The 16,367-nt window shown below is 38.9% G+C and carries 17 protein-coding genes; 11 read left to right on the forward strand and 6 right to left on the reverse strand.

The window, feature by feature from the left end; translation table 11 throughout:
- Positions 1-3: 3 nt before the first annotated feature.
- Together D9K81_RS07725 and D9K81_RS07730 are read right to left on the reverse strand one after the other, a co-directional pair.
- The gene (locus tag D9K81_RS07725; RefSeq protein ID WP_120375510.1) at positions 4-1,077 is read right to left on the reverse strand and encodes an NAD(P)H-dependent glycerol-3-phosphate dehydrogenase; all 1,074 of its coding nucleotides are present in this window, start codon (positions 1,075-1,077) and stop codon (positions 4-6) included.
- 31 nt (positions 1,078-1,108) lie between these two features.
- Positions 1,109-1,684, reverse strand: coding sequence for a nitroreductase family protein (locus D9K81_RS07730; RefSeq protein WP_121523176.1), 576 nt, complete (start codon positions 1,682-1,684; stop codon positions 1,109-1,111).
- 208 nt (positions 1,685-1,892) lie between these two features.
- Here D9K81_RS07730 and D9K81_RS07735 point away from each other — a divergent pair, with 208 nt between their 5' ends.
- Positions 1,893-2,282: a hypothetical protein gene (locus tag D9K81_RS07735; protein ID WP_120375512.1), complete on the forward strand. Its 390-nt coding sequence runs from the start codon at positions 1,893-1,895 to the stop codon at positions 2,280-2,282.
- A 67-nt stretch (positions 2,283-2,349) separates the two neighbouring features.
- Here the strand turns inward: D9K81_RS07735 and rhlB are convergent, their stop codons facing one another.
- Positions 2,350-3,501, reverse strand: coding sequence for an ATP-dependent RNA helicase RhlB (gene rhlB / locus D9K81_RS07740; protein ID WP_120375563.1), 1,152 nt, complete (start codon positions 3,499-3,501; stop codon positions 2,350-2,352).
- Positions 3,502-3,598: 97 nt separating this feature from the next.
- The gene (locus D9K81_RS07745; protein WP_004648643.1) at positions 3,599-3,811 is read right to left on the reverse strand and encodes a cold-shock protein; all 213 of its coding nucleotides are present in this window, start codon (positions 3,809-3,811) and stop codon (positions 3,599-3,601) included.
- A 388-nt stretch (positions 3,812-4,199) separates the two neighbouring features.
- Between D9K81_RS07745 and D9K81_RS07750 the strand changes: the two genes are divergently transcribed.
- The 7 genes from D9K81_RS07750 to D9K81_RS07780 all read left to right on the forward strand — a co-directional run bounded on the left by D9K81_RS07750 (position 4,200) and on the right by D9K81_RS07780 (position 8,452).
- Entirely contained in the window at positions 4,200-4,436 is a 237-nt protein-coding gene (locus tag D9K81_RS07750) for a sulfurtransferase TusA family protein (RefSeq protein WP_120375513.1), read from the forward strand.
- Positions 4,437-4,577: 141 nt separating this feature from the next.
- The gene (gene rpoH / locus D9K81_RS07755) at positions 4,578-5,447 is read left to right on the forward strand and encodes an RNA polymerase sigma factor RpoH (protein WP_120375514.1); all 870 of its coding nucleotides are present in this window, start codon (positions 4,578-4,580) and stop codon (positions 5,445-5,447) included.
- 142 nt (positions 5,448-5,589) lie between these two features.
- Entirely contained in the window at positions 5,590-6,165 is a 576-nt protein-coding gene (locus D9K81_RS07760; RefSeq protein ID WP_120375515.1) for a hypothetical protein, read from the forward strand.
- Between the two features lie 131 nt (positions 6,166-6,296).
- Positions 6,297-6,662: a DUF423 domain-containing protein gene (locus D9K81_RS07765; protein WP_120375516.1), complete on the forward strand. Its 366-nt coding sequence runs from the start codon at positions 6,297-6,299 to the stop codon at positions 6,660-6,662.
- A 27-nt stretch (positions 6,663-6,689) separates the two neighbouring features.
- Positions 6,690-6,887 (forward strand): sulfur carrier protein ThiS, encoded by a 198-nt coding sequence (thiS, locus tag D9K81_RS07770; RefSeq protein WP_120375517.1) that lies wholly within the window; start codon positions 6,690-6,692, stop codon positions 6,885-6,887.
- 11 nt (positions 6,888-6,898) lie between these two features.
- The gene (locus tag D9K81_RS07775; RefSeq protein ID WP_120375518.1) at positions 6,899-7,681 is read left to right on the forward strand and encodes a thiazole synthase; all 783 of its coding nucleotides are present in this window, start codon (positions 6,899-6,901) and stop codon (positions 7,679-7,681) included.
- Positions 7,682-7,762: 81 nt separating this feature from the next.
- Positions 7,763-8,452 carry a hypothetical protein gene (locus D9K81_RS07780; protein ID WP_120375519.1) on the forward strand — a complete coding sequence of 230 codons (690 nt, stop codon included), beginning with the start codon at positions 7,763-7,765 and terminating at the stop codon, positions 8,450-8,452.
- Between the two features lie 79 nt (positions 8,453-8,531).
- Here D9K81_RS07780 and D9K81_RS07785 read toward each other — a convergent pair whose 3' ends face one another.
- A complete protein-coding gene (locus D9K81_RS07785; RefSeq protein WP_120375520.1) occupies positions 8,532-9,143 on the reverse strand; it encodes a glutathione binding-like protein in 612 nt (203 codons plus the stop codon).
- Between the two features lie 216 nt (positions 9,144-9,359).
- Here D9K81_RS07785 and D9K81_RS07790 point away from each other — a divergent pair, with 216 nt between their 5' ends.
- The gene (locus D9K81_RS07790; RefSeq protein WP_120375521.1) at positions 9,360-10,802 is read left to right on the forward strand and encodes a SulP family inorganic anion transporter; all 1,443 of its coding nucleotides are present in this window, start codon (positions 9,360-9,362) and stop codon (positions 10,800-10,802) included.
- 142 nt (positions 10,803-10,944) lie between these two features.
- Positions 10,945-12,861 carry an ATP-binding protein gene (locus D9K81_RS07795; RefSeq protein WP_228199849.1) on the forward strand — a complete coding sequence of 639 codons (1,917 nt, stop codon included), beginning with the start codon at positions 10,945-10,947 and terminating at the stop codon, positions 12,859-12,861.
- Positions 12,862-12,943: 82 nt separating this feature from the next.
- On the opposite strand, the gene D9K81_RS07800 is transcribed toward D9K81_RS07795, so the two are convergent.
- Complete coding sequence (locus tag D9K81_RS07800; protein ID WP_120375523.1) at positions 12,944-15,448, reverse strand: ExeM/NucH family extracellular endonuclease; 2,505 nt, start codon at positions 15,446-15,448, stop codon at positions 12,944-12,946.
- A 197-nt stretch (positions 15,449-15,645) separates the two neighbouring features.
- On the opposite strand from D9K81_RS07800, the gene trmB reads away from it, so the two are divergent.
- The gene (trmB, locus tag D9K81_RS07805) at positions 15,646-16,362 is read left to right on the forward strand and encodes a tRNA (guanosine(46)-N7)-methyltransferase TrmB (protein WP_106986054.1); all 717 of its coding nucleotides are present in this window, start codon (positions 15,646-15,648) and stop codon (positions 16,360-16,362) included.
- Positions 16,363-16,367: the final 5 nt, after the last annotated feature.

The raw sequence follows: 16,367 nt of genomic DNA on the forward strand, positions 1-16,367 counted from the left end.
AATTTAAACGTGTTGATGTGGCAACACAAACTCTACATCACTTCGATGGCCATTTTTCATTAATGACAGCGCAATACTTAAAGGTGGTGCGCCTTCAAAAATAACATCATATAAGGCACTAGTAATTGGCATATAAACGTCAAGTTCTTCAGAACGGGCTTTCACTTGCACAATTGTATTAATACCCTCTGCGGTTTGCCCTAATTCTGTGGTTGCCTGTTCTAAGCTTTTACCCGAACCCAGCGCAAAGCCCACCTGATAATTACGACTGAGTGGGCTATTACAGGTCGCAAATAAATCACCTACACCTGAAAGCCCCAAGAAAGTTAAAGGATTCGCACCCAATTTAACCGCAAAACGACTCATCTCGGCCAGAGCACGTGTCAAAATCATACTCTTGGTATTTTCACCTACTTTATAAGCAGCAGCCATACCCATTGCAACAGCATAAATATTTTTTAATGCGCCGCCCAGCTCAACACCATGCACGTCATCGCTGGCAAATACACGAAATAGTGCGCTATGTAAGGCTTGCTGTACTGCATAGCGTACCAATTCAGATTCACTCGCAATTACAGTGCCTGCGGGTTGGCCTGCCACAATTTCTTTGGCTAAATTAGGGCCAGACAAAACGCCATAAGGCACTTCTGGCAAAACCTCACGAATAATGTCACTCATAAAGCTAAATGTTTTAGCTTCAATACCTTTGGTAAGAGACACAACGGCCTGCGCGCTAATAAATGGCTTAATCTGCTCTAAAACACTGCGAAAAGAGTGACTTGGAATCGCAACAAAAATAATGTCACGATCACGCACCGCTTGTTCTAAATTAGAGGTCGCTTGCAGTCCCACTTCAAGTGTAAAGTCTGGCAAATAGCGCTTATTGATATGTGTGGCATTAATGTCCGCAGCAATCGCTTCATCACGAATCCAAATCATGGTTTCACAGCCATTACGTACCGCTGTATTCGCCATAGCTGTACCAAAACTACCGCCCCCCAGTACAGTCACACGTAAAGCCGTTTTTTGATTTACGACAACAGGTTCCACTAAGTCTGAAAATTTCAAATCTGACATTTTTATTATTTCCTAATCTTTTCTATCCGTCTTATTTATGCCATTCACTCACAAATTCATTTGTGAAAATTTCTGTCCGTGGTGGAATCGCCTTTACTGCAGTACCAATATAAATAATGCCTGAAATTAAATCCGCTTCAGTTAAACCCAATGCTTGCTTAAATAATTTAGATTCAACCACCGCACCACTACGCCACATAGTTGAATAACCATTACTTTGTAAAGAAAGCAAAAAATTTTGCACCGCGGCACCTGAGCTTAAAATTTGCTCAAAATGAGGCACTTTAGGGTGATCTTGTAATTTTGTTAACGCCAATACCAACAATGGGGCACGAAAAGGATGGTTTTTTACACGCTCTAATTGTGCCTCTTCGGTTTGTCCTGTATCCGCCAAAGCTTGTGACAATAAGTCGCCAAAAGCTTCTCTCTCAGTCGAAGGAATGACCACAAAACGAGTCGGTTTTAGACGATGATGATCTGGCGCAGTCATTGCAGCTTGAAAAGCTTGCTCTAGTTGTACCGCATTGGGTGCTGGTTCAACCAAGTGGCCAATAGATTGACGCTGATGAATGTTTTGATGAACTATTTCAACCGCTGATTCTGACATTGACATCGATATCACTTTAAAAACTGTGCTCCAAGATTAGCATATTCTCAAGGACTTACTCTAGAAGCTTTACAGAATGAAAACTATGATATTTCCAATCTTATTTGACACATATTCAGCTCATGCTGTTGCATAAGTCATACAGCAACTCCCTTAATTAACTGAAAAGTTATGTTCAAATATAAAAAAATCAATCAAAGGCATTCCAATGAAACTTACTCAACAACATTTATGGGTCACAACTTCCCTTGCATCTGTTTTATTACTCAGCGCATGTGCTTCTAACCCAACACAATCATTAGCGATTCAAAAACCCAATAATCAATATGAAGTGACGGCTGTAGGTAAAACCCAATTGATCGCTAAAAATAATGCTATTTCAGCTGCCAATAGCACCTGTGGTAAAAGTGCATCCCCTGTTGTGGTAGATGAAAAAACTGAATATAACGGCGCACTTAAAGGCGTATTAGATGAAAAAACAGGACAAATGGTACAAGCAGCTGCAGGCATTTTGGGCAGTATTTCTGGAACAAACACTGGTTTAAATAAAGATGATGACTACCAAACCGTATTAACCTTTAGCTGTAAAGCCAACTAAAATGCAGTTATAAAAAAACCGCTCATTGAGCGGTTTTTTTATTGATCATTGAATATAAAAATACTTATTAACAATAACCATCTAAACGAGTTAATGGTAATTTTTGACCAATCGCTTTTTCAATTTCAGGCAGATAGAATGCATCATCTTCAGACAAGAAACTAATACTTACACCACGCGAACCTGCACGACCTGTACGACCAATACGATGCACATAGTCATCAGACTGTTCTGGCAATGTAAAGTTAATTACATGCGATACGCCATCCACGTGAATACCACGACCAGCAACGTCAGTTGCAATCATAATATTGTGTTTACCGTTTTTAAATTGATCTAACATTTTTAAGCGTTTATCTTGTGCGATTTCACCAGACAACATCACCACCTTATAGTCATCTTTTTTTAGATGATCATAAAGTTTACGCACTTGATCACGACGATTGGCAAAAATCATTACTTTCTCAATCGGTTCATCGCGTAAAATTTCTTGTAATAACTTATATTTATCTGTTTTAGCAACCATATACACACGCTGTTCAACATCTGCATTGGTTTTCTTTTCTGGCTCAATTTCAACCGTAACAGGCTCAAACAACCACTGCTGTGCCAAATTTAATACGTCATAGCTAAAGGTTGCAGAGAACATCAAAGTTTGACGTTGTTCTTTACGTGGAGAATAACGCACGATACGTTTTACCGATGGAATAAAGCCCATGTCCAGTAAACGGTCAGCTTCATCAATCACCAAAAATTCAATTTGATCTAACCAAATTTCTTTTTGTTCAACAAAATCGATTAAACGACCTGGTGTTGCCACCATAATATCAACAAAGTTTTTATTTAGTTCAGCACGTTGCTTATCAAAATCTACACCACCAAGCATGGTCACTAAATGTAAATCTGTAAATTTAGTTAATTCTTTGGCATCACTTTCAATTTGCAAAGCCAATTCACGTGTTGGCGCTAAAATTAATGCACGTGGCTCACCACGGAAACGTTGCTCTTTAATCGGGTTATTAAGTAAATCGTTAATCACACTGACCAAAAAAGCTGCTGTTTTACCCGTACCTGTTTGTGCGCGACCAATGGCATCATGTCCCGCCAGCGTAAATTTCAAAACCTTCTGCTGAATAGGCGTCATTTTTGTAAAGCCTAAAGCATCAATCGCTTGTTTCAGTTTAGGGTGTAAATTTAAGGTATCAAAACCAGATGACATAAAGCTGTGCTCTAACTTGGTAATCGCAAAATATGATGCATTATAAACAAAAAACGCCCCAATATACATTGGGGCGTTTTTTAGATTAATCTTTCGATTAGTCTAAAGGCTGAACTTCTTCAGCTTGGAAGCCTTTTTGACCTTTTACAACGCTGAATTCAACGCGTTGACCGTCACGAAGTGAACGGTGACCGTCGCCTTGAATAGCACGGAAGTGAACGAATACATCGTCGCCACCGTTACGTTGAATGAAGCCGAAGCCTTTAGTATCGTTAAACCACTTAACTACGCCTTGTTCACGAGCTGTCATTTAGTTAATCCTCATAGATGTATAAGAAGGACCACCCGGTGTTGCAAACAGCAGACAAACAAGGTTTAAAATTCTTTATTTTTTTAAAACTTGTAATCATTCTGTAAAACTATTAACAAAATCCCGGTTATATCCATTTATATAGCAGGTGTTGAAACAATTTATAGTTGTTATAACCCCTAGTACGCTGTCGAGCTTAACACGGGTAAATTTCAATTAATAGATTTTTTTTCGACTTATTTGCAATTTAACTGTTCATTTTTTAACACATACTTTGCACAAATTTTGAGTTAGATATTTTGGCTAAAATTTGGTTTTTTGTTTGGTTTTGGCACTCAATTTGCTAATATCTTTATTGCTTTGATCTTAATAATTGAATACCCGTTTTATGAGTGATTTTCAAAACACTGAAGCATATATAGTAGATGCAATGGGAAAACCTTGCCCAATGCCATTGCTCATGTTAAAAAAAGCCCTTAAAAGCCAAACTGGAAATTTGTTGTTGCTCAAATCATCTGACCCACACAGCCAGCAAGATGTGAGTCGCTACTGTGAAATACACAATTTAAATTTCCAACTGAATAAAGTTTCAGATTCTGAGTTCCACTACTTAATTGAATCTTAAATCTTTTCAGTTAAAATAATTTGCTTCAAATTTGAATAAAACTTTACATTTCTATACCCAAATTTCCATAATTTACGGAAATATTGGATTAATATTGAAATCAATTACTGGGTAATTCCATCATACCCTTAAGGAGAATACATGAGTGACAGCAGCAATCAATTGATGCCCCTGTCATTATCGGCGCCTGGGGTGAATCTTGGTGCTTATATCAGTACTGTAAACCAGATTCCAATTTTGACAGCCGAACAAGAAAAAGCCTTGGCAGAACGTTATTATTACGACCAAGATTTAGACGCAGCAAAAATGCTAGTGATGTCGCATTTACGTTTTGTGGTACATATTGCACGTAGCTATGCTGGCTATGGATTACCTCAAGGTGATTTAATCCAAGAAGGTAACCTTGGCCTAATGAAAGCCGTTAAACGCTTCGATCCCAATATGGGCGTTCGTTTAGTGTCTTTTGCTGTGCACTGGATTAAAGCCGAAATTCACGAATATGTTATTCGTAACTGGCGTATTGTAAAAATTGCAACCACAAAAGCACAGCGTAAATTATTTTTTAACTTACGTAGCTTAAAAAAATCATCTAAAAAATTGACGCTAGAAGAAGCACAATCGATTGCAAGAGACTTAAACGTTACCGCCGAACAAGTTTTAGAAATGGAAGGCCGTTTAACTGCATACGATGCTGCTTTTGAAGCCACTGGTGATGACGATGATGAAGGCTCAAGCCATGTTGCACCAGCGCTATACTTAGAAGATAACCGCTATGACCCTGCTCGTCTGATTGAAAATGAAGACTATGAAGAGCAAAGTACGTCTGCACTTCATGAAGCAATGGAACAACTAGATGATCGCTCACGTAATATCTTACAGCGTCGCTGGTTAGATGATGAAAAGTCGACTCTGCACGAACTGGCAGCAGAATATAATGTGTCTGCAGAACGTATTCGTCAGTTAGAAAAAAATGCAATGGAAAAAATTAAAGTGGCGATGTCATCGAATTGATTTGCCATTTATCTAAAAAAGCGCTTCGGCGCTTTTTTTATTACTGACTATTTTTACATAATGCTAAACTCTCGCTTTCATAAAAAATATTTAGTTTATTTAAATATAAAAATTAAAAAATCTTAAAATTAGGATAACTTTTATGGGTCCATTATCTTATCTAGGGCAAATTTCAATACAACAACCTTATATTGAAAGATTAAAATTGGCGTATGAACTGTCTAATGGCAATGATGATATTCAAAAATACTTAACGGGTAGTTATGTATGTTATAACGCTGCAACCTTTTATATTTTATTGCAGAAACCCGTTCTTAATTATGATGATTACGACCTCTTAGCTAGCGCTTCTACAGCTGAATGGCACACAAATATCAAAAGATATAAATGCAAACTATGGGATGGTAAGTCATTAATTCCTGAAAGCTCTCTCATTCAAATTGAACTTGCAGGAGCAAAACATGCTACGACAAAATACTTACATGTAGTTGCTAAATCTAATCTTGATACCCAAAATTTAACCCGAGGCATAAAAGGCTATGGATTACAATTAGGTGATGATTGGCGAGGCGAATTTGATCTAAAAGAAGCTGCTAAGGTAAATACACCGCATCCAGAATACTCTCCAAATTCACCATGCTTTAGCTTTAACTTAAATGAGGAACAAATCAAAGCTGGATTAAAATTCATAATTTCTGTTTATAGTTTAGGTATCTAATATATTTAAGCCACTTTTTTAACAAAAAGTGTTGTTATAAAAATACGCCTACTCTTCTCTATTTTAAACTTAACCCTGAGTTTGAAATATGCTAAGGTTGATCGCAAATTTTTCCTCAGGAAAACTTGCCTATGTGGATTGGAATCTCTGCGATCAACCTTGCTCTAGTCGTTATGCTTGGCGCATTTGGCGCACATGGTTTAAAAAAAATAGCTTCTGTCGAGCAACTTGCATGGTGGCAAACTGCAACGGACTATTTCTTCTATCACGCACTGGGGTTATTAGCTCTTGCTATCATGAGCAAAGTGGTTCCTCAGCTCCCTATTAAAGTTAGTTTCTGGCTCATTCAAGTTGGCATTGTGTTCTTCTGTGGCTCACTATACGTGATGGCTTTGGGTTTACCACGTGTGCTAGGCGCAATTACGCCCATTGGTGGCGCGCTCATGATTTTAGGCTGGCTGATTTTAGCTTGGAACGCTTTTAAATACGCAAAATAATGGAATAACTGCTCAGGAAATCAAGCCATGCAGATTTACTTAAACGGTGAAGCACAACAAACGACTTGCACTACACTTCTCGAATTGATTCAAGAACTTGCTCTAGAAGGCAAACGCTATGCTGTTGAAAAAAATGAAATGATTATTGCTAAAAGCAAACTAGAGCACACCCCTATTTGCGATTCAGATCGTATCGAAATCATTCATGCCGTCGGTGGCGGCTAGCAGGAGCTTCCATGGAAGATACATTTAAAATCGGGTCCCGCACATTTAATTCACGCCTTTTGGTAGGCACAGGCAAATATAAAGATTTGCAAGAAACTGAGCTTGCAATTCAAGCCAGTGGTGCAGAAATTGTGACGGTTGCCATTCGCCGTGTAAACATTGGCCAACATCCAGATCAGCCGAATTTGTTATCTGTTATACCACCAGAAAAGTATACGATTTTACCTAATACGGCGGGTTGCTTTGATGCCAATAGCGCCGTACGCACCTGCATGTTAGCACGTGAACTTTTAGATGGGCATAACCTCGTTAAACTCGAAGTGTTGGGTGATGAAAAGACCTTATACCCGAACGTGACCGAAACTTTAAAAGCTGCGCGTACTTTAATTGATGATGGTTTTGAAATCATGGTCTATACCTCAGATGACCCAATTGTGGCGCAAGAGCTTGAAAGCATGGGCTGTGTAGCCATTATGCCTTTAGGTAGTCTGATTGGTTCTGGTCTTGGTATTTTAAATCCTCACACGCTTTCGATTATTAAAGAAAATGCCAAAGTACCTGTGCTGGTCGATGCTGGTGTAGGAACTGCTAGCGATGCAGCAATTGCAATGGAACTCGGCTGTGACGGCGTACTGATGAATACAGCCATTGCGGCGGCACAAAATCCAATTTTAATGGCGTCTGCAATGCGTAAAGCTGTTGAGGCTGGCCGTGAAGCCTTTCTTGCTGGTCGTATGCAACCTAAACGTATGGCCAATGCAAGCTCACCAGAAACAGGCTATTTCTTTAAATAAATATTTTAAGGCATGCCAATTTTGTTATAAAGAGGACTGCAACAGTCCTCTTTATTTTGGTTAATACTTTAGGATGGCATCATGATAAAAATAATACGCTACATCAGCGCTTTTACATTAGGTAGTTTACCTATTCTGGGTTTTACGCAAATACCAAAGCAATATACCCAGTTAGCACCCGCAGGGTGGATGGTTTTATCTGGCGCTTCTGGAGATTTAAATAACGATGGACGCAATGATATTGCACTGATACTAGAACAAAAGAAAACTGACCACCCTTTAAGTAAAGAGAATGGCAAGGCGCTACACAATAATAAGCGAAAACTCTCGGTATTTTTAAATACGGCTCAAGGCTATACATTAACAGCAGAAAACCTGACTATTCCTGTTGCAGAGCAACCAAACTCTTGTTTGCTCGACCCACTTGCAGAAGCAGATGGTGTTAGCATAAATAAAGGCGTGCTATCCATTGGCTTCAGTTATTTTATGTCCTGCGGTGGCTGGGAATGGCCGAGACATCATTATGCATTTAGATGGCAAAATAATCACTTTAAATTAATTGGTTTTGATTATTACAGCTTTCATAGAGCCAACGGTGAAGAAACCAATAAAAGTTATAATTTTTCGACCATGAAACGTAAAGAAATTGTCGGTGGTAATATGTTTGAATCCCATAAAACCCAAACCAAATGGAATAATTTTAAAACCAATCAAAAGCTGACATTAACGAATATCAATTTTGATGACTTTTATAGCCAATTTGAATATTAAAATTTAACAAGGCCAGCTTTTATTTTCATTCGTGGCATAAAAAACCACCAAATCTGGCGGTTTTTTTATGCTGTCATGATTAAGGAATCAGGCCTTCATCACGCATAGCGATTTGCACAGATTGACGTGCTGCCACGTTATTTCGGATAGCAATAATGTTTTTATACGGCGTTAAGTCATGATGAATAACATTCGACCAGTTAGTTAAAACAAATAAATACGCATCGGCTGGGCCAAAGTTGTCATCAACTAAGTAATCATTATCTGATTCGCCAATTGCCTTATCTATATAGCTCAATAGACGGTCAACTTCAGGATAGGCTTTTTCTTTAGCGACCTCATCAAGAGGCGCACCAAAAAATACAGCATAAGCATCGTGTAATTCTGAGTTTAAGTAACCTAGCCATTCGAGGACTTTAGCCCGACCTAAGCCAGATGGCGGGATCAAATCTTGTTTTGGATCATGCTGGGCCAAAAATGGCAAAATAGCCACATTCTCTGTAAGGATCAAACCTGGATTAATTTCAAGTGCGGGGACATAACCTTTTGGATTCACTGCGTAGTAATCGGTGCCTTTTTCTGTTTTATGTGTTTTCAGGTCTACGCGTACTAAATCAAAATCGACATTAATTTCATTTAAAATGATATGGGCCGCTAATGAGCACGCACCCGGCGCATAGTAAAGCTTCATATTTGATCCTTGTTATTAAACTATTAACTGTTTTAAATCTCTTCTAACAAACTTTCAAGTGATCGAACCTGTAAATTGCAAAAAGCATAAATGACTAAATTTCACCTATGCTTTGAATATTGTGCATAAATAGATTTTTTTCAAGTTAAACCTCTATGCTTTTTGTATTGAAGATGATTTAACATACGCAGGTTTTCAATTTAATGAAAAAAGACTGTGCTAAAGCTTAAAAAAGATGAGTGGTTTTCTAATATTCGTACCGATGTCTTGGCTGGCTTGGTGGTTGGTTTAGCCTTAATCCCTGAATCTATCGCCTTTTCTGCTATTGCAGGTGTAGATCCGCAGGTTGGCTTATATGCATCATTTTGTATAGCCGTTAGTATTTCATTTTTGGGTGGTCGCCCTGCCATGATTTCAGCAGCCACTGGTGCGATGGCTTTACTGATGATTACCCTCGTCAAAGAACATGGCTTGCAGTATTTATTAGCAGCAACTGTACTCACTGGCATTATTCAAGTCATTGCAGGCTATTTTCAAGTTGCCAAGCTTATGCGCTTTGTCTCTCAAGCGGTGGTCTATGGTTTTTTAAATGCTTTAGCAATTTTAATCTTTTTCGCACAATTACCAGAAATGGCAAAAATGGATAGCTTAGGCTATTTATTTATGGCCTTAGGTTTAGCCATTATCTACCTTTTCCCATTTATACCCAAAATTGGTAAAGCAGTTCCTTCTCCACTCATTTGTATCGTTGTACTTAGCCTATTGGCTTTAGGCCTTGGTGCCGATATGCGTACTGTCAGTGATCTAGGACAATTCCCAGATACCTTACCAATTTTTTTAATTCCAGACATTCCAATAAATTTTGAAACCTTACAGATTATTTTCCCTTATGCGATAACATTAGCCACCGTTGGCTTGCTTGAAACCATGATGACCACCACCGTGATCAATGAAGTTACTGGCACTGAAGGCGACCGCCATCAAGAATGCCGTGGTCAGGGTTATGCCAATATAATTAGTGGCTTTATGGGTGGCATGGCGGGTTGCGCCATGATTGGACAATCCATTATTAATGTCAGCTCAGGTGCACGTACGCGCCTATCAACTTTGGTTGCGGGTGTATTTTTACTCTGTTTAGTGGTGTTTTTTAAAGACTGGTTGGCCTATGTGCCCATGGCTGCATTGGTTGCCATTATGGTAATGGTATCCTTCACGACATTTCAGTGGGGTTCAGTCAAGCAGTTCCGTAAACATACTGTATCGTTTAATAGCGTGATGATTGCTGTCGTTATTGTGGTTTTGATGACGCACAACTTAGCACTTGGTGTGTTTATTGGCGTACTGCTCTCTGCACTGTTTATGATTAATCAATTAGAAAGTTCTGTTCAAGTAAAAGCTGAGCGACTAGACCACACATGCTATTACACCATTTATGGCCAAATCTTCTTTAGTAGTGCAGACAAGTTTTATCAGTTTTTTGATTTTCAAAATGGGCTTGAGCACGTAGTCCTTGACCTAACTCATGCACATATTTGGGATATCACTTCGGTGAATATGTTAAATGCCGTCGTGCAAAAGTTTGAAGCTCAAAATACTCAAGTTGAAGTGATTGGTTTAAATGAAGCCAGTAGCACTTTAATTGATCGCGTTCGCACTTGATCCAAAATTTGATATCAATAGTCAAATTTAACTCATCAAATTAAAGCGCCATTTAAGCAAGTACTGTATATTCATGACTAATTAAAAAATCAGATAGAGTGTTAAATTGAGTGTCATGGGGTTAGCAGTTAAAGAAAAATTTATGCATATTCCTTTGCTTAGCCAAATGCTGTGCTATGTACTTGCTTGTTTCTTTATTTTGTTGAACCCTGCTTATGCCAATACTGATATACAAACGCCGACTCATACAACATGTCAGGCCCAGATTCAGCAAATTTCTAGTGCAAAAGCAATTTCACGTCAAAGCAATACGCCTCCGACACAAGGTTGGTACAATCTAGAAAATTTACCTGATCAATGGCTAACCCGTTGGCCAGATTTCCACGGTACTGCTTGGTATAAAATCGTCTTTCAATATCGTTGCGCAGACAATGCCTCAAAAGGTCCTTTAACGCTCAGTATTGAAAGTATTACTCAAACTGGGCAAGTATTTATTAATCAAGACTTACTTTGGAAAGATGTTTCAACTGAAGAGCCCATTTCAAGAAATGTAGTTACACCGCATATTTGGAATATTCCAAACTCTAGCTTACACCAAGGTGAAAATATTCTTTTGGTACAAGTTCATGGAAGTCAAACACAAAAGTCCGGTATCGGCAAAGTACTTATTGGTGATTACAATACTGTCTATGACACTTACAGCAGCTGGATACTGGAAAAGAAAACCCTGACCTATTTAAATGCCATGCTAAATTTTGTGATTGCGATCATTTGCTTTTTAGTTTGGATGGTGACACGCGATAACAATGCATTCTTCTGGTTTGGAGCAGTTTCCATCTTATGGGTCATCTATAGCTTATTGGTCGTCTATTCAGATCCTATCCCCTACTTAAGCAGTATAAATATAGACCGCTTGCAAAATATTATATTTAGTATTTATGTCGCGGTGGGTTGTTTGGCCGCATGGCGATTTGCTCATGCATATTTTCCAAAAATTGAAAAAGCACTATTTATATTTTGTGTCATTAGCACTATAAGCATAGTGTTTACACCAGATACATACATCAATGAGACGATGCAGGTATTTTTTGGAATAGGTGTGATTATCTTTTTAATCAAATGCTTAACTTATCCATATATTGCATACAAATCTAAAATACCCGAAACTTATTTTATGTCTGTGACATATTTAGCTTTCGTTCCAATTGCTATTAATGACGCTGTTTTTATGTCAACTATGCAGGGGCAACCTCTATCGCCCTATACAGCGCCCTTTTCATCCATGTCGATTGGTATTATTTTAGCTTTTCGCTTAGCACGCGACTCACGTGAAATTGCTCGATTTAATAAAACCCTCAACGAAACAGTTATTCAAACCAAAAATAAACTCACCAATTCCTTAGGCTTGCAACAAAAGTTAGCTGTGCAAAATGCACGCCTACAGGAGCGGATTAATTTGTCTCATGATCTGCACGATGGTTTAGGTGGCTCTATTTTCCGTTCAATGGTTTTGCTTGAACAAAATGAAAAAATTGAAAAAAATCAGGTTTTATCCATTTTAAAACTTTTACGTAGTGATTTACGACAAGTGATCGATTCTGGAGCAAGCTTGGGCTCAGAGATTCCAGCAACGCCTATAGAATGGGCTGCCAGCATTCGACATCGGTTCGTACAATTATTTGAAGAGATGGACATCCACTCAACGTGGGATCTTCCTAAACAATGGCATACATCCCCCACTACTTTACAGTGCTTAACACTCACTCGTTTAGTTGAAGAAGCTTTGACCAATATTATGAAACACAGTCAAGCGACTCAAGTGACTATTCACTTATATGAAAATGAAACTCAACAATTGATTTTAAACATTATTGATAATGGTTGTGGATTTACCCCAGTTACTGACCATTTTGGCTTACATGTGGGCTTACATAGCATGCGAACACGAATTCAGCGGATAGGTGGCACTTTTAATATTGAATCTCAGCCTGGGCATACACAAATTCAAGCTGTTTTGCCTTTGCATAATAATCTATTCACACCTAAAGCAGACAAATAAAGAATCGCCGATGTCATTCACATCGGCGATTCTTTACAGCTTTATTGATAAGTTAAAGCAGAAAATGGTTGGAATTTCTGTATTACTGGCCTTTTTTACGGCGATTTAATTGCGCATATAGTACCAAGCCCAGCATGCTCAGCACACCAAATACGCCCATACTTCCCCCACTGGTTTTGCTATCTGCAACGGGTTCACTTTCTTCATTTAAATCTAAATCTACAATGACTGGATCATGGTCTGATGAACGAAATGCATCATCATTAAAGAATAATTGCTTTTGTTCCTCAGTTTTATATTCATCGTTATAGTCTAATGCTGTAGGTTCATCTGCATTAATATGCCAAGCAAAGGTGCGCTTCACCATTGGATATAAGTTCGCGTCTGCAATCGCATGATCTAGATTGCCTGCACCACCATAACCCTCTGTATTACTCGCCACGCCAAATACATAGCTATAAGCCGACTTACCTTGACCTACCTTTTCATCATTCAACAAGATTTTATAGTTTGCTTTTTCAAAGGCCAAGATTGGGTCTTCTTTGGCATAACTGTTCATATCGCCCAATAGCAATAAATTTGCATTTTGTTTTAAACTGACTTGCTCTTTAGCAATCCACTGCATCAACTTGGCCACAGACTGGGTACGAAGATCATTCCAGCATCCTTGACCATCTCCACGATCTGCATCTAAAGAAGCCGTGTCTGTTGGGCAACTTCCTTTAGATTTTAAATGATTAGGAATGACCGTAAATAACTTCCCACCTGCAACAGGTTTAAAGCTTTGTAAAAATGTCACGCGGTTCAAATTCGTAGCATCATCATAGACAACTGGTTCGCCTACAGGTGTAACACGCTTGCTGTTATACATCACAGCAACAGCAATTGCATCACCTCCCAATTTATCCTTGGTTGGCACTACGTATTTCCAATCTGTACCTAAAGCGCTAGTTAAGTATGCAATAGCACTTTGCTGACTGTAACCATTGTTCGCAATTTCCATTAAAGCAAATACATCAGCATCTATCTGCTTCATTGCACTGACGATTTTTTTATGCTGTTTATCAAATTCAGCCTGTGTCGTAGCGCCACGCTCGGTAGGAAAACCTTTTTGTAGACCGTTGTCATAATTCAATACATTAAATGATGCGACACGTATTTGCTTGCTCTCTTTAGCCAATGGAACTGTACGTGGATTCTGGGTTGTCGTAAGCACAGGTACGTCAACACTTGGACGTGGCTGAATGCGCCATTGGTCATAGCGATATTCTAATATGCCTTGTGCATTTTGAATTTCATTGCCAGAACGTAGTGTATTTTTGGCACTAAAGTTTGCAGGCAACCATGGAGTTCTATTTTGGTTGTTATAACCATCGTCGAGCACAATTTTTGAAAGTTTATTTTGCTTAGCTAATGCCACAGCCTCTGGAGAACCAGCAGGAAATAAATTGGTCGGGATAAATTGGCGTGCTGTACTCAATACAACTGAGCCATATCGTCCATATTCATAGTTTTCACTGACCGTTAATTTTTGGGGTAACTTCACCAACATTCCTTGGTAGCGTTTAGGTACATTTCCTGCGCTTGCATCTAAGCTATCGAAAGGTAAATTGATACTTACAGGTTGTACCAATGAGGCAGCATTCTCTTGGCAAGCCGTAATATTACTGGTTAAATCTTGAAGCTGTAGCTGATTTTGATAGTTCGTCAGTTTACCTTTTAAAATGACTTCATCACCCACTTTCGCACCTTGAATCGTACTACTTGCAGGGATGTATACAAATATTGCATTGTTTAGACCGACTTTAGCCTTGCTGTCTGCTGTTTGTACATAAAAGCCATTGAAGCCATTGCTATATCGAAAATCTGCCGTCATTACGCCACGTACAGTATAGAATTCATTTAAAGTGGCTGTTTGTAAGTCTGCAATTGGAGTCGTTTGCGCACTACAGCTTAAGGTTTCTGTGACTGGGGGTATGGTCGTAGTTGCAAATAAATGGCTACTATATGCACTACGATCTGACCATTTAATCCATTCAGAATCTAAATCAAAAACTGCATTTGGGTCTACCGACGTGACATTATTACTGGTCTTCATACGCGTTAAGCTATTTTGGTAACTGGTCAAGGCAGTTCCCCAACCTGTTCCAGGATCTTCCCCAACACGTCCAAAACGATCTACCGCAGTATCACCCTTCATGAGTACCAAAGCATCATCACCATTAAATGACAATGATTTAGTTAAAAATTGAAAAGGAGTCGTGATCGATGCCAAGGCTGTTTGCAATTCTGAACGCCCCACAATGATCTTCTGCTGTGGTCCTAAGCTACCTGAAAGCGCAAATGTATTACCCGCTGTGCTCGCACCATTACTATATTGCAAAATAGTATAATGAGATAAATCTACTGTTTTTTGGTCTGGATTATAAATTTCAACGCCTTTTTGATTCGACACACCATCAATATATTGGCTAAACATAATTTCTGCATGCGCTGACATGCTATAGCTACTGAGCGCAATACAAAGCGTTAATAATCTTGGATTTGATCGTTGGTAATGGCTACTTTTAGGCTTTAATATTTTCATGAAAATTTGAAAGGTTGTTCAAAAGATCTACAGCCTAATAAGACGAAATGACATCTCCATGAAAATTAAATGACAATTTAGGTTAAGCCAACACACAGATTCGTGAGCAAATCTGCTGGTTTTCAGCTAAAAAATTTGACTTGTCTCGCTCAGGACTTAAAATACCGCATTCTGAATTTTTTAGATTTGCCAAAGTTATGTCGAACGATCAATTAGACCAGCAAGTCGTAGAGCTGGACAACTTAAACGAACAGCGTGAAATTGTTACGTTTATGCGTCGCTCAGCACCGCTGAATACCTCTCAACGTACTGCGCTTGAACAATATGGTCACCTAATTTTGGAATACCCTGTGGGTGACTTACGCCAACATTTTGAACACCCTGAACGTCCGCTCACTGTAGAAATTGGTTTTGGTATGGGCCGTTCATTGGTACTCATGGCAAAAGCTAATCCTGAGCGCAACTACGTAGGTATTGAAGTTCATGTACCAGGTATTGCACAGTGCGTATTTGAAGCAGGCATGGCGGAATTAAAAAACCTACGTGTTTTAGATGCCGACGCGATTCAGGTACTTCGTGAAATGCCAGACAATAGCATTAATGCTGTACAGCTTTATTTCCCAGATCCGTGGCAGAAAAAGCGTCACTTCAAGCGTCGTTTTGTATCTCATGACCGTATGCCACTGGTTGAGCAAAAACTTGAGCTCGGTGGTACATTCCATGCTGCAACAGATTGGGAACCGTATGCTGAGTGGATGATTGAAGTACTTGAGGAACGTCCACGCTTAGAAAATCTTGCAGGTAAAGGCAATAGTTACCCACGCCCAGACTGGCGCCCACAAACCAAATTTGAGCGTCGCGGTTTAGAAGCTGGCCATAAAATTAATGACTTTATCTTTAAGAAAATTTCTTAATTAAA

It is taken from the genome of Acinetobacter chengduensis (genome assembly GCF_003664645.1).
Lineage (GTDB): Bacteria > Pseudomonadota > Gammaproteobacteria > Pseudomonadales > Moraxellaceae > Acinetobacter > Acinetobacter chengduensis.

Excerpts from the sequence above, each read along its gene's own strand:
- D9K81_RS07745 (WP_004648643.1), bottom strand. The coding sequence starts at position 3,811 with ATGACAGCTCGTGAACAAGGCGTAGTTAAGTGGTTTAACGATACTAAA.
- D9K81_RS07785 (WP_120375520.1), bottom strand. The coding sequence starts at position 9,143 with ATGAAGCTTTACTATGCGCCGGGTGCGTGCTCATTAGCGGCCCATATC.
- D9K81_RS07775 (WP_120375518.1), top strand. The coding sequence starts at position 6,899 with ATGGAAGATACATTTAAAATCGGGTCCCGCACATTTAATTCACGCCTT.
- D9K81_RS07725 (WP_120375510.1), bottom strand. The coding sequence starts at position 1,077 with ATGTCAGATTTGAAATTTTCAGACTTAGTGGAACCTGTTGTCGTAAAT.
- D9K81_RS07795 (WP_228199849.1), top strand. The coding sequence starts at position 10,945 with ATGCATATTCCTTTGCTTAGCCAAATGCTGTGCTATGTACTTGCTTGT.
- rhlB (WP_120375563.1), bottom strand. The coding sequence starts at position 3,501 with ATGTCATCTGGTTTTGATACCTTAAATTTACACCCTAAACTGAAACAA.
- thiS (WP_120375517.1), top strand. The coding sequence starts at position 6,690 with ATGCAGATTTACTTAAACGGTGAAGCACAACAAACGACTTGCACTACA.
- D9K81_RS07800 (WP_120375523.1), bottom strand. The coding sequence starts at position 15,448 with ATGAAAATATTAAAGCCTAAAAGTAGCCATTACCAACGATCAAATCCA.
- D9K81_RS07750 (WP_120375513.1), top strand. The coding sequence starts at position 4,200 with ATGAGTGATTTTCAAAACACTGAAGCATATATAGTAGATGCAATGGGA.
- D9K81_RS07735 (WP_120375512.1), top strand. The coding sequence starts at position 1,893 with ATGAAACTTACTCAACAACATTTATGGGTCACAACTTCCCTTGCATCT.
- trmB (WP_106986054.1), top strand. The coding sequence starts at position 15,646 with ATGTCGAACGATCAATTAGACCAGCAAGTCGTAGAGCTGGACAACTTA.
- D9K81_RS07765 (WP_120375516.1), top strand. The coding sequence starts at position 6,297 with ATGTGGATTGGAATCTCTGCGATCAACCTTGCTCTAGTCGTTATGCTT.
- rpoH (WP_120375514.1), top strand. The coding sequence starts at position 4,578 with ATGAGTGACAGCAGCAATCAATTGATGCCCCTGTCATTATCGGCGCCT.
- D9K81_RS07780 (WP_120375519.1), top strand. The coding sequence starts at position 7,763 with ATGATAAAAATAATACGCTACATCAGCGCTTTTACATTAGGTAGTTTA.
- D9K81_RS07730 (WP_121523176.1), bottom strand. The coding sequence starts at position 1,684 with ATGTCAGAATCAGCGGTTGAAATAGTTCATCAAAACATTCATCAGCGT.
- D9K81_RS07760 (WP_120375515.1), top strand. The coding sequence starts at position 5,590 with ATGGGTCCATTATCTTATCTAGGGCAAATTTCAATACAACAACCTTAT.